At 55.7% G+C, this 12,983-nt stretch carries 9 protein-coding genes and 1 tRNA gene; 7 read left to right on the forward strand and 3 right to left on the reverse strand.

Annotation, left to right across the window (positions count from 1 at the left end; all coding sequences use genetic code 11):
• Nucleotides 1-161: 161 nt before the first annotated feature.
• From GOX66_RS15060 to GOX66_RS15070, 3 genes are all read right to left on the reverse strand, one after another.
• Nucleotides 162-482 (reverse strand): hypothetical protein, encoded by a 321-nt coding sequence (locus GOX66_RS15060; protein ID WP_170763555.1) that lies wholly within the window; start codon nucleotides 480-482, stop codon nucleotides 162-164.
• Between the two features lie 75 nt (nucleotides 483-557).
• Nucleotides 558-2,708 carry a hypothetical protein gene (locus tag GOX66_RS15065; RefSeq protein WP_170763556.1) on the reverse strand — a complete coding sequence of 717 codons (2,151 nt, stop codon included), beginning with the start codon at nucleotides 2,706-2,708 and terminating at the stop codon, nucleotides 558-560.
• A 550-nt stretch (nucleotides 2,709-3,258) separates the two neighbouring features.
• Nucleotides 3,259-3,343 (reverse strand) — tRNA-Leu (locus GOX66_RS15070).
• A 764-nt stretch (nucleotides 3,344-4,107) separates the two neighbouring features.
• On the opposite strand from GOX66_RS15070, the gene GOX66_RS15075 reads away from it, so the two are divergent.
• From GOX66_RS15075 to GOX66_RS15105, 7 genes are all read left to right on the forward strand, one after another.
• The gene (locus tag GOX66_RS15075; protein WP_174822755.1) at nucleotides 4,108-4,515 is read left to right on the forward strand and encodes a hypothetical protein; all 408 of its coding nucleotides are present in this window, start codon (nucleotides 4,108-4,110) and stop codon (nucleotides 4,513-4,515) included.
• 2 nt (nucleotides 4,516-4,517) lie between these two features.
• Nucleotides 4,518-6,527 (forward strand): dynamin family protein, encoded by a 2,010-nt coding sequence (locus tag GOX66_RS15080; protein ID WP_170763558.1) that lies wholly within the window; start codon nucleotides 4,518-4,520, stop codon nucleotides 6,525-6,527.
• A gap of 8 nt (nucleotides 6,528-6,535) precedes the next feature.
• Entirely contained in the window at nucleotides 6,536-8,275 is a 1,740-nt protein-coding gene (locus GOX66_RS15085) for a dynamin family protein (protein WP_170763559.1), read from the forward strand.
• 21 nt (nucleotides 8,276-8,296) lie between these two features.
• Nucleotides 8,297-8,698, forward strand: a complete 402-nt coding sequence (locus tag GOX66_RS15090; protein WP_170763560.1) for a hypothetical protein — start codon at nucleotides 8,297-8,299, stop codon at nucleotides 8,696-8,698.
• Between the two features lie 23 nt (nucleotides 8,699-8,721).
• Complete coding sequence (locus tag GOX66_RS15095; protein WP_170763561.1) at nucleotides 8,722-9,582, forward strand: hypothetical protein; 861 nt, start codon at nucleotides 8,722-8,724, stop codon at nucleotides 9,580-9,582.
• A gap of 70 nt (nucleotides 9,583-9,652) precedes the next feature.
• Nucleotides 9,653-11,695 (forward strand): dynamin family protein, encoded by a 2,043-nt coding sequence (locus GOX66_RS15100; RefSeq protein WP_170763562.1) that lies wholly within the window; start codon nucleotides 9,653-9,655, stop codon nucleotides 11,693-11,695.
• Nucleotides 11,692-12,978, forward strand: a complete 1,287-nt coding sequence (locus GOX66_RS15105) for a dynamin family protein (protein WP_170763563.1) — start codon at nucleotides 11,692-11,694, stop codon at nucleotides 12,976-12,978. The genes GOX66_RS15100 and GOX66_RS15105 overlap by 4 nt, the downstream gene beginning before the upstream one ends.
• The last annotated feature ends 5 nt before the right edge of the window (nucleotides 12,979-12,983 follow it).

Consider the following 12,983-nt stretch of genomic DNA (forward strand, 5'->3'; position numbering starts at 1 on the left):
CTTCGATGTCCTTGCATGCACAACCAATTGACCGAGTTCGGCGGCTATGCGCAATTCCGCAGCGACCGCCGCAGACGTACCACCAGAGAATCTTGGCTCAATGACATAGGCAATCTTCAGTTTATCTAAACACTGAACAGTTCGAACTACAGCCATTGGCTTTAGTGCTGCAAGGAACTAGCAAACGCGGGATTGCTTTCGCGACCGACGTCCGGATCGCTAATCGAGTCGTTAAAATCAAAATCCAGGCGACCACGTGTCGCGGCTTCATTAAAGTTGCGCAACTCCCGTGACAACTCGTCATCACCCAAAAGCAACTCCGGGTTTTTTTGAAGATACGCCCTTAGTTCCTGAGTGTTATTTGCAGACAAATACTGATCTATGACCAGCAGGTGTTCCAGCGTTATCTCGGCCCTCGCGCCGTGCGACGTCATCAAGAACAAAAGGGCAGTTACTATGGCAACAAGTTTACTGTCAGTCATCATTCGGTACCCGATCGCTAATTGTTAACACTACGCAAGTCGTTTCAGCTTTTACCAACAGAAGCAGTTGGGATATCACTGGTTGGCTGTCTTAAGCTTACTTAAAACCTGCCTCCTAAGCTGATTAACCTGGTTTTCAGGAGAAGCCCTGCGGCGAACTGTTTTTGCCTTTGCTTTTGGTTTGGTTACGCTTTTCCCCGCCAACCATAATTCTACTATTCCGCTCGGGGTTTTGGTTTTCGAGCCGGTGAAATCCCGCAACACAGCACCGGCATCCTTCGCCAGCGCAGCTGCCTGAGCAGCGTCCTGCTTGTGATAGAACCGTACGTTGGACTGACTAATCCCAAACCCAACGCGTGCGGTTCCGCCAAAATCATGGCCTGTCGATACAAGACTGGCGACAACTGAATCCACGGCATCCACCGAAAGGCTGCCGGGAGCAAACAGCTTGAATTCTGCGCCGCCACTGCCAGAGACTGACCCGATAGCCTCAACATCCGTGTTCCGCGTTGTTGCGCTGCTTATTGCCTCTGCAGGCTTCGCCATTGGGTTCAATTGGCCCGGTAACGTTCCCTCCGCGGTAGGTGCCACGTCTTCAGTCTCTATCAGCGGGTCGATTGCAGCCGTCGTTAGACCTGTCGAGATGCTATCAGCCGGATTAGACACTTTCGGCGGATCCACATAGCCCAAGACCGCCAGAGGCACTGTGGTCGAAAAACCCGGTCTTGCCGGAGTAACATAATTTGCATTTGGTGACGGAGCCTGTTTCTGCAGTGGCTTGTGTTCTTCGCCGGACGTTAACGAGGCAAGCTGAATTGTAACGTCCGGTGGACGCGGTGATTTTGCAATCGCGGCGGCCAGGAAATCACTTCGATCAGCTTTGATCGCAACCTCATCGGATGATGCCATTGCCGTACCTGACAATTCTGGCGACTTGTGATTCAGCGCAAAACCGGGGGCTGCTTCCTGACGGGTTTGAACTCCGGAAGTTACAACAGACGTCTGCGGTTGTTCAATGGATGCGAGACTTGAGCGAACATTAGGCGCAACCCGCCGGATATTTGGCTGGACCTGCGCGGGACTCTCTGTCAGTTCGGGTGGAAGGAGCGATGCTGCGGTAATGATCTTTGGCGCCATGTTATACCGGACAAAACTCGGGATCGGCTCAGCTTGCGGATGGAGGTCGATGGTCGGCAACCATAGGTGATCAAAGGCTAAAAGATCCGAGCGAACGTCTGGTGCAACCGGTTGCGTTCTTGGCGCAGCGAGTATTGTGCCGCCTTCCAAATTGCCATCGGGCGCGATCGAAACGGCTGATGGTTCGGACAGGTTCGGCGTATTGGCCAATCTACTTTCTGCAATTGTCGGCGCGTCAGGTTGCAAGGGCTCCGATTGCACAATTTCCTTGCCCTGCAACGCAGCGGATTCGGCAAGTTCCGCATCTGAACTCCCCAAACCAACACTTTCACGTGTGACCCCTGGCCCCCATGCGGACAAAACATAAAAGGTTGAAGACGAAGCGATCACACCGATGGCACATCCAAGTACTACTGAGCCTACCCTGGCCTTGAGCGGTTGTTGTCGATTGACCCAACTGCGAAGAAGCTTTCTGCGAAGTTTTTTGTTTGCCTCAACAGACGGTAAGCTTGCACCCTGACCGGAATTACTCTGATCCTGTTGATCGCCTTTAGACGTACTGTCCCTGACAGGAATGCCAACGGGCGGCCATTTGACAGACACCTTACTGTCTTCGCTTGACCTTTTCGCATGCAACGGCACCGCCTCTGGCGCAATTTGCTTCTGGTTTTGCCGACGAGCCCCAGAGGGCTTTTTTTCCTGTTGCTGCGTTTCAAGGGGCGTGCCGGGTTTTTCACCGCCATCAGCATCCGACTCACTTCTTTCGCGCTCTTCTGCCTTAGCCGCGCGGCTGGCAAGCACTCTCTCTCTTTGCTGACGCGCTGCTTCCAGCCGATCCAACGGGTGCCTTGGCCCAGCTGTGCGCTCCCTATTGGTTGAGTGATCAGTTTTGTGCTGGTTCGCTTCAGGTAGCGGGTTTTCCTTGCCGCCCTGCTTTCGCGCCGAAAGGTTTTTTTCTCGCTGTATCCGAGCCTTTTCAAGCATCTGCTGCCAGTCATCGGATTGCAGAAAATCATAGACTTGCGACGAGTCACCGCTGCCTTTGTTGGCAACTTCAGGTAGCGTCTTTGCGTCGCTAGCCTTTGACATGCTTTACCCCCAAACTGGCCACTACAATATGCTCTACGTTATTGAAACAAGAGCGAAACTAACACTTTCCCTCACGTCGAATATTTTTTTCAAATTGGGTTCTGATTATAAAAAAATATATCCCGAAGACAAGTAAGTAGCCTTGACCTTCGTTGTCGGAAACGTGCTGCAAGACAATGGTGAACAGCCTCTGGTCGACCGGCATGACTGCCTTCATGTCGCTATTATCAGACTATGCCGCAAGTGCGGCATAGGTAGCGGGGCAATTCCATGGTGGTCGCCGAGACTGTATCCAGGTGCCACTTTCGTTCGCACAAGCTGTCCAGGTCGGACCTGTTTTCTACCGCATTCTGAGGCACAGCTCTCACTTCACGACCAGACGATGGCCGAAGCAAGACGCTTGCGGACGACAGGAACAGCACTCCCCATCTACTACGGCGGGTCGTGACGTGTCGCTGGGTCGTCGCGGGTCACAAGACATTGGAGATGATCCGGAAGTGCCGAGTACAGGCATGGCGATCAAACGCAGGAAAAATATGTGAAAACAATGTGGTGCGGGTGGAGGGACTTGAACCCCCACGCCTTGCGGCGCCAGAACCTAAATCTGGTGCGTCTACCAATTTCGCCACACCCGCACGTCCGGATCTATATGCCGGGATGACGCGCTCAATAGCAAAGCTCGTCGCCAAGTGCGAGAGGGAAAATTTGCATACACAGAAGATTTTTGACCACCGCATCGCACCGGTTCACATCAACCACAGAGCCAGTCATTATTTGGAGCCACAAAGCAGGATCGCCTGAGAATTCCAAAGAAGATCCCGCCTGCCACTCTAAAATGTTGGCCTTCTGTCTTGTGGACTTCGTAAAGGGGCACAATGTGCGCGTCCTTATTACCAAATCGTGATCGCGCGATTGTTCTCCATTTGCGGACATTGAAGCAAAATGGGCCAAATTTTTAAACACCCCTACGTTGAGTACCTGCAAGGACTGAGGCGATAGATTTGCGACACACCATTGCAACTAAGCCAAGTGACCAAACTGGAAGATGGTCTTTGCGCGTCGCAGACCCAAACTAATCGGCGCTTAGCGTATGTTTTATTGATTAGTGTAAGGAAACTCGACCTATGTTCGGGCATGTCCCATCCGGCAATTCTCAGGCCTTATCCGGTACCGCGAGGTGAGACGACACGGATCACACCCTCAAGGGTTGAGGCCCACATGCGGGCGGACAACCATAATTGCGCCACAATTCAAACGCCAAAAAATCTTATTCACGTCAAAATAACACCGCCTTGCCAGTAGTTGATGTGCATCGGGAGTTAATGAGTCTTTTTCTGCCTCCGGGCACAGTACGAGTTTTTTGCTCAACTCCAGTACAAGGGTCTTTGCCGTGACCAATATGATGAACTCCGCCGCTGCCGAGCAAGACGCCGTTGGTCTTGCCCGCGAAAGTTTTCTTGGTGAACTCAAATCCCTGAACCGTAACCATCCGAACACTGGCTTTGGCGTTTCGCTGCGCACACATACCGGGGGTCGCTATTTGCTTGCCAATTCCCGGATGCCGCTGCCGGAGACTAAGTCGCAGGGGTTTCCGACCGGGCGCCGTCTTGCTCTGCTGGAAAACAGTGAGCGATTCAGCTCGATCGAAGTGCTCGCCGATTCCCGTACTTATGAAAAGATCTCGCCGCGCGACGAAGCCGCTATTCTGGGCAACGCTTTGAACCTGATCGCCCGGATCGACACACTGACCAGTTCCCCTGATGGTCAGGATCACCAACATATCGCTGCCACTGGAACCGGAGGCTGACAATGGCCCGCAACGACCATCTTCTGTCCGTAGGCAACGAAGCGCTGACGCCAATGACGGCGGCCATGGCTTCGCTGACCACGCAGATCGACCAACTGACAGAGGTGGCGGACGCACGGTCCTCGGCCCGACTGGCAACGCTCAAGACGCGCATGGAAAACTTTACGGCCAGTGTAACGCTGGTCGGGCAGGTAAAAGCCGGTAAATCCTCAATTGTGAATATTCTTGCCGGACGCCCTGCTCTGTTGCCATCAGACGTAAACCCGTGGACCTCGGTGGTGACCACGCTGAACATCAACACCCGCACCGAGGGCGACACAAAATCCAAGTTCACATTCTTTGAGCAGGAAGAATGGGACAACCTGATGGTGGGCGGCGGTCGTCTCGGCGAACTGGCCAACCGGGCTGGTGCAGATGACGAGATGGAAGATATTCGCCGCCAGATCGGTGAGATGAAAGCCAAGTCCGAGGCCCGGCTGGGCCAGCATTTCGACCTGATTTTGGGGCAAAGCCACCAGTACGACTACTTCGATGAAGAGCTGATTCAACGCTATGTCTGTCTGGGCGATCAGGACGACCCGGATATCAATCCGAAGACCGGGCGCTTTGCTGATGTCACCAAGTCCGCGGAATTGTACATGGACATTCCGCAATACCCAATCTCACTGAAACTCTGCGACACACCGGGTGTGAATGATACCTTTATGGTGCGCGAGCAGATCACCCTGCGCAGCCTGCGCGGATCCGAGGTCTGTGTGGTTGTCTTGGCTGCCAGTCAGGCGCTGACGACGATGGACATGGCGCTGATGCGAATTATCGCCCAGTTCGAAAACCGTCAGATCATCCTGTTCGTGAACCGGATCGACGAACTGGCCGATCCGGTCAATCAGGTTCCCGAGATCCGCGACCGGATTCAGGACACGCTGAAACAGAACAATATCGACACCAACACAAGTGTCGTATTCGGCAGCGCATTGTGGGCTGAGGCTGCCATTACCGGCAATCCCGATATCCTGACCGAGGAGTCACGTCAGGCACTGAACACCTTCTATCTGGCAGCCGGGTTTGGCGATCAGGCACCGTCGCTCGACAAGATTTGGGCATTGTCCGGTCTGCCCGATCTGTTGCTGGCCATGAATGAGCGCATCGCCGAAGGCGCAGGTAACCGTTTGCTGGACCGCGTGCGCCACCGCGCTCGCAATATCGCGAGTCAAATTCGCGCGACTGCTGTAGCAAAGAACCTGTCCAGTGGTGAAGGCGTCGTTCGCGATCTGGACGGAGTTGCGCCGGATGAGGCCATCGGCACAGTGACCGAGCAATACGAAGCGAAGGTTTCTGAACTGACCGCTTCGCTGCGCGAAAAAGTGTTGGAGCGGTTGAAGACAGCCGAATCCAACTTTGTCAAACGCGCAACGGATTCTCTGATCGCGCATTTGGAACAGAATGGTGAGCAAGGCACCTGGCAATATGACCCGGCGGGCCTGCGTACTCTGCAAAAAGCGGCCTATTTCAGCTTTGCCCGTTCCATGCGCAAAGAAGCCGGTGCGCTCTATGCCGCCGCAGCAACGGATGTCGAGGCGCTGTATCAAAAACTGCTGGGCAACCATCTGGGTGAGTTCAGCATCGAAGCGCCGATCGTGCCACGGGTTCCGCCACCCCTGGGCATCGGCCGCACCATCGCGCTGGACCTTCAAAGCACGTGGTGGCGCCGCTGGTGGCAGCGCCGCAAAGGGTTTGAGGCTTATGCCGCCGATTACACACGCCTGATCGCGTCTGAGGCGAACTCGATCACCAAAGACATCGAGGAAAACCAAATCGCGGCAGTGCTGGAAAACGTCCGGGCCGGTTTGTCGGATTTCCTGCGTGAGCAGAACGAGACCCTGCTGAATATTTCGGCTTCGGCCGAGCAGGACCCGAACCAAGCCGCCCTGATGGCGGGTATGACGCCTAAGAAATCACGAGACGATATTCTGGGCGACATCCTGAAAGATCTTAGTAACGAGGCAGCATAAGTAGCGATATGGCAAAAGATACACAAACCCGCTTCGTATCTCCTAAGGCATGGGAACGCATCGAGCAGTGGTCCCGCCGCAAACCTATCTTTGCGCTTATGGGGGAATTCAGTGCCGGGAAATCGACGCTGATGAACTTTCTGTTGCGCTCGCAGGCGCTGCCAACACAGGTGACCGCCACGCAGCTGCCGCCTGTCTGGTTTAGCTGGGGCAAGCAGTCGGCATATATTCAACGGCACGACGGCACCCGCGAAAATATCACTCTGGAACAGCTTGATTGCGTCGGAGTCAATGACGCCCAGTTCGTTCGTATATTCCTGGAAGCGGACATCCTGGAAGCGGTGGATCTGATCGACACGCCTGGCATTTCAGATCCGAAGATTTCTAGCGACGTCTGGCGGCGCGCGGTTGGACAGGCCAATGGCGTGTTGTGGTGCACCCACGCAACTCAGGCCTGGCGGGAGACCGAAAGGGCGACATGGGTCTCTCTGCCCGAGCGGTTGCAACATAACTCGTTGTTGTTGGTAACTCGAGCCGATGTGCTTGGGGCGAAAGATCGCCAAAAGGTGTTGCGCCGCGTCAACCGTGAAGCTGGCCACCTGTTCAATCGGTCTATCCTGTTTTCGGCCCGTGACGCGATCATCGCACGGGACAAAAGTGGTGACGCAGAGCTTTGGGCTCGCAGCGGTGGCGGCAAGATGGTCGACAGCTTTCTTGAAATCACTGAACAGATTATGGACAGCCGCGCCGATCAGCTGGCCCGGTATCAGATCGATAACAGCCTGTCCGGGGCCGCACACGCACAACCCGTGCGCCCAGTACGCAATGCAGGTGCAGCAGTTGAGCCGGCCCCTCTCAAACTTGTAAATCCAGTCCAGGACTCCGAGCCGAGTACGGGTGACGAAGTCGTCACCAGCTTCCCCGTTCGCCCCGCACGTGTGGAACGTCGCACAGAGGATACCGAACGCGCGGAACGCATTAAAGCTGAAGAGGCCGAACGTCTGCGGGCAGAAATGACGCCGCAACCCGACGCGAAAGACCCTGTGTCGGAAACCGAAGAGGACGAGCTGCGTGCGTTTTTCCGTGACTCGCCAAACCAATCTCTGAACTTGGCCGAACACACGGGCCTGACGATGGACGAGGACGAATTCAGCCTGCTGGACGAGGACGACCTGGAAGACGGCGACTTGATTGATGACGACAGCCTTTTGTCTGGCGACGTTGCCGATCACCCCTTCGAAGGTTCCGACATAATCATGGCACCGCCGGCAGACAGGTTGGCTTCGACATTGGGACAGGATCAACCCGAAACTGGCCAACCCGACGAGCAGCGTGCGGAATTGTCGGTATCCTCAATTACCGCACTGATGGCTGAACAATCGAAGGTCACGGATGACGAGTTCGAACCCGAGCCGGAGTCGAGTGGTCTCGTGGACATGCATGTGGTGCCGTTGTCCAACGGTAACGGCTCTGACGTTCCTGCCGCGGCCGGAGAGAAGAATGAAGCGCTGGAAGGTTTGCTGAACGTGCCCGCTGGCACGCCACTGAGCGCAGCGTCGATGTGGCGCGAGATTACCGATGATGAAGACCTGCCGGACGATGCCGAGGGTATGAAAAAAGTCTTCAAAGCATTCCTTGAGGAATTCGACCAGATTTCCGCCGAGCACTTCGCACGCCAGGCCAAGGGGGCGGTCCGTCCTGTTCCCAATACCTCCAAAAGTGGCGGGGCAGAATGGCATGTGTCGTAAAACGAAATACAGGTAGAGACGATGTCTATCCAAGCAGCACTCAAAACCGCAATGGAAAACATACCCGACTGTGTTGCAGCCGGGTATGTCGATATGGAAACAGGAATGTTGCTGGGGACCAACACGACTGATCCTGACGATGCGGATGTTCTGGACACTTTAGCCATCGCCGTAGCTAACCTGTTTCAGGGACGAGGTGTTAAAGCCTTCGAAGAATTGTTACGCCAAGCAGGAGCGGAGGATACGGAAAACCCGGGATTTGGCGAAATCGCTGTGTTTTCGAACGATCGGCTGAACATTTTTCTGCGGACCCGGGAATATCCTGATCATGTGGTCTGCTACATCTGTCGCAACAGTGCCAATGTTGGGTTGGCGCTGACAAAATCGCATCTCAGCCTGGGGCCGGTCGCGGCCGCGGTTTAGACAGGACCAGAGGGGGTCACGGCATGATGGATACGGACATACTCGAAATGCTCGATGAAATCGGGCGTTCTTCTGTCGCTCGCCTCAGCCCGGCGGTCACTGTTTTGGGTGAAACGGCCAGCATACGGCGTGAGAAAGTGCTGCGCACCATTCGCGGCACTATCCTGCCGCGCCGGTTGGAATTTACCGCCGCCAACGGGGACTGCCTTGCGATCGAGGTCAACAGTTCCCGGGTAACTGATGTTTTCCGGGTTCAGTCCGGTGTTGCACCCGATTTCGAAACTGAATCACGTGAAGATCTGGCAGGTAGGCTTGCTCACCTGGTATCGGACATCGCATCGGCTCCTGCCCCGCTTGAGCTGGTCTCTCTGCAACCGGACACAATGCTTGAAGTCGATGACGTCGGCATCACCTTCAGCGAGATAGAGGCCGCCTGCGAAGGCATCGAACTGCCTGCGGATCATGTCATTTCCATCGTAGCAAATGACGACGCACCCGAGGAAGTGGAGATCCGCGAAAACACTCAGGATGGGCTGGCAAACAGCTTTTACGAAGGAGCGGAACGATTTGCACAGGGGCGTGTTCTTGCTCAAGCCTCCGGAGGTGCGGCGCTGCGTTCAGATGGCACTTGCGCGCAAGACGAACCACTTCATCCCGAACAAGATCTGCTGACCCGGTTCGCTCGCGATCTGACGGGTTGGAGTAGTGACTCCGTGTCAGACCCGGATCAACCCCAACTGATCGTTATGCGACCATCCGGTGGAAAAGGCGCAGGGCTAGCCATCCTGCGAGATGGCGAACAGTTCGCAATGGCCGTGCATGAGGCGCGCAAACTGGGTTCGGTCGTTAATCTGTGGGCAGCTCTTACGGGGCCGGACGGATGACTTATACGCCCATAACATTCAATTTTTCGACTAATTCAATCCGTGATTACAAGTTACCAGGGTAAGGTTTATGAGTGAAAATAACCGTCGCGAGTTAATTCGTATTGCCGATGACATGAACGGGGCCAGCAATGAGGAAACCCGTCATTTCATCTCGCGCATTGTCCGCGATCTTTCCAATCTGAAACCATCCATCGCCTTTGTCGGACAGATCAAGGCAGGCAAGTCCCGTTTGATCAACGGGTTTACCGGTCAGGCTGAATACCTGCCGTCAGACGTAAACCCATGGACAACGGTGATAACGGATATGCACTTTGGGCACCCTTCGGGCCGGACCGAAGGGGCTGAGTTCCACTTTTTCGACAACCGCCAGTGGCAGTCGCTGATCGCCGAGGGCGAAGAGCTTCGCAACATGTTCCCCGATGACGAGGACAGCTATAAGCGCGAAATGATCGAAGAGCAGGTCGAGGCCATGAAGACCCGCGCCAAGCTGCGCCTGGGCGAAAGCTACAAGCACCTGTTGGGACAGCATCACGATCTGGAAAAGCTGACAACGGACGATCTGGCACGCTATGTCTGCGCAGGTGACGACCCAACCGAAGAAAACGCGCACGATCCCGGTTCTGATCGCGGCCTTTACAGTGACATTACCCGCAAGGCCGAAGTGTATTTCGACATCGGTCATTTCCCCTTCCCGCTGACGGTTACGGACACACCGGGCGTCAACGACCCGCTTTTGATCCGCGAAGAAATCTCGCGCCAATACCTCAAGGAATCCGATTTCTTTGTGGTGGTCTTGTCGGCCCATCAGGCCCTTTCTCGGGCCGATCTGAAGCTGTTCCGTCTCATGCAGGCGCTAGAACTGGGTCAGATCGTGGTGTTCATCAACCGTGTGGACGAACTGGGTGGCGGTGCCGAGGACGCAAGCAAAGTACGAGCCGATGTCATGGAGGGTCTGGAAAGGGCGCTCGGGAATTCGGACATTGATGTCCTGATGGGCAGCGCGCAGTGGGCGCACTATGCTCTGACCGGTGACGAAACCGGTATCAATCACGACGAGGTTCTGGCCTGGCTGCGCGCGCACCCGGAGCAGATGAAGCAATATCTGGACGGTGTGGAAGAGATAAAACAGGGCCCAGGACCGATCAGCCGCGAGGGTGTTCTGCGCTTTGCCGCCATGATCGCGTCCGGCCTGCCCGACCTGCGCCGTCACGTCACCCGCGCCCTGACCGAAGGACCGCGAGACGAACAGTTGCGGATGGCGTGGCAGCACCTCAACAGTTTCGCTCAAGGCGAGTTGGAACGGACCAAAGCCCATTTGCGAGCAATCGAGGATGAAAGCACCCCTGCGGCTGAAAGCGCCAATGAAAACGACAAAACTCTGACGGATCTGCGGACACTGGTCACCCAAAAGACAACTGAAATCGTCAGTGACATGGACGATGTTCTGGCGAACTTGCGCGGCGTCATGGACGACACCGTGGCCGAAGCTGTTTCGGCTGTGGTTCGGGGGCAGAACGGAGACTCGCCCTTGTTGGCCAAAGGCGGTGAGACCGAATTGAATTTTACTCCACTGCGGGATCGTATGCGCGAGCTGGTTCAGGGTGCAACTCAGGTGGTGCGCCAACGCATGCTCAGCGAGCTATACACTATCGACATGCAAAGCAACGCCGCCCTGCGCGCCCTGCCTGGCTGGCAGGAACCGTCGGACAACCGGATGAACACCAGCGCGGTGCGTTGGTTCCGACCGGATACGACCGCCCTGACCCGTGGCATTACCGTTGAACTTCGGGTCAATTGGCTGTCGCGGCTGATTTCGCGCAAAAGCGTGGTGGCGCGGGCCGAACGCATGATTGTGCAGGAATTCGAAATGATTGGTGACGATCTTGTGGATACCGCACGCAGCGATCTGACGGAGCGTCTGAACACAGTTCTGGATCATTACCTCGCCCTGCTGGCCGGTCACCTTGAACATAGGGCCGGAAGCGGCGAAACCAATGCCAGAGCCGAAGCGCAAGTTGCCTTTGACCTGGCACAGCGCATCACTGATGAGTTGGGCGCCGTTTTTGATGCCGGCGACATAGAAAAAAGACTGACAGAGGCCGCTGAATGATTGAATTTCCCGGAACCGAACAGGAAGTGAGACAGCTCGAGCGCTTTCTGACCGCGACCGAAAACCTGCCCACAGACGCGGCGCTGGACGAGATGCGGGAACGCGCACTTGCCCATGCCGAGCGACTGTCAAACGCGGTGAATATCGGTTTTGCCGGGGAATTTGGGGCTGGCAAATCCAGCCTCGCCAACATGCTGGCCGGGGCCGATATTCTGCCAACCGGACCACAGCACCTGAAATTGCCGTTGGTTATCGTTGCATATTCCGAGACCCCGGAAACGACTGTTGGCTGGTGGGGCAAGGAACCCAAAGTGTATTCAGGTATCGCGCTGGAAAAGGCAGCTGCCGATGAGCCCGATTTCATTTCCGTGGGATTGAACACCCCTGCCCTGCAAGAAATCTCACTGTTCGATCTGCCGGGAACCGGCGCGCTGGACGATACGTACAAATCGACGCTTGATCTGTTGAAATTCGTTGATTGCGCAATCTGGTGCACTAACGGCACCAATGCCTGGCGCGAGACCGAGCGTCATCTCTGGGCGCAGGTCCCGCCAGAGCTGCGCGCCAACAGTTTGCTGGCGGTCACCCATTCAGACCTGCCACCGGTTCGCGATGCGCTGGATCGTGTATTGTCCCGACTCAACAAGGAAAAAGGCGACTTATTCCGGTCAGTCGTTCCTATCGGTACTCCGGTCGCTGTTCGCGCAATGGCGCAGGAGCCTGAGCCTGATTTCGCCCTTTGGCAGACCTGTGGCGGTCAGGATCTGGCGGAACAGGTTCTGCAGATCGCATCCGACCGCCGCCTGAGCGATCTGGAAGCCGCGCGCGCCGATCTGGAACAGGATTTCCTGCCTTTCCTTGAAACGCTGGAAGGCCCCGAGGACGAAGCACTCCAGTCAAACGCCCTTTCGATGCATGCCACACTCGAATCCGCGATGCCTCCGCTGGAAAACCCGATCCTTGAAGACTGGCTTGCTGCAATTGCAAGCATTTATGAGGACCTCCGCGAGTTGTCGGATATCGAACCTGCAGCGTTCCTGCACTCTTGCCAGGAAATCGTCGAAGACTTTGCCGAGCGTCTGGAACAGGGTGATGAGATCGACCCTTCGGCAGATTGGATTCCCGGCGAGTTCGAAAAGGCCACTGACCTGCTATTGCTGCTGCAATTCGAAAGCGGCGATGCCCCTGTGAAAGACGCAATCAGCATACTGGCGCAGCTCAGCGACAATCTTGCCTGGGCGGGCAGTCGCGTGGATTCAGTGCAGCCGAAAACCGGAACCTGATAATT

Source organism: Ruegeria lacuscaerulensis, from assembly GCF_013031245.1.
Classification (GTDB): Bacteria; Pseudomonadota; Alphaproteobacteria; order Rhodobacterales; family Rhodobacteraceae; genus Ruegeria; species Ruegeria lacuscaerulensis_C.

Coding starts and splice junctions, on each gene's coding strand:
- GOX66_RS15060 (WP_170763555.1), bottom strand. CDS start 482: ATGACTGACAGTAAACTTGTTGCCATAGTAACTGCCCTTTTGTTCTTG.
- GOX66_RS15065 (WP_170763556.1), bottom strand. CDS start 2,708: ATGTCAAAGGCTAGCGACGCAAAGACGCTACCTGAAGTTGCCAACAAA.
- GOX66_RS15075 (WP_174822755.1), top strand. CDS start 4,108: ATGATGAACTCCGCCGCTGCCGAGCAAGACGCCGTTGGTCTTGCCCGC.
- GOX66_RS15080 (WP_170763558.1), top strand. CDS start 4,518: ATGGCCCGCAACGACCATCTTCTGTCCGTAGGCAACGAAGCGCTGACG.
- GOX66_RS15085 (WP_170763559.1), top strand. CDS start 6,536: ATGGCAAAAGATACACAAACCCGCTTCGTATCTCCTAAGGCATGGGAA.
- GOX66_RS15090 (WP_170763560.1), top strand. CDS start 8,297: ATGTCTATCCAAGCAGCACTCAAAACCGCAATGGAAAACATACCCGAC.
- GOX66_RS15095 (WP_170763561.1), top strand. CDS start 8,722: ATGATGGATACGGACATACTCGAAATGCTCGATGAAATCGGGCGTTCT.
- GOX66_RS15100 (WP_170763562.1), top strand. CDS start 9,653: ATGAGTGAAAATAACCGTCGCGAGTTAATTCGTATTGCCGATGACATG.
- GOX66_RS15105 (WP_170763563.1), top strand. CDS start 11,692: ATGATTGAATTTCCCGGAACCGAACAGGAAGTGAGACAGCTCGAGCGC.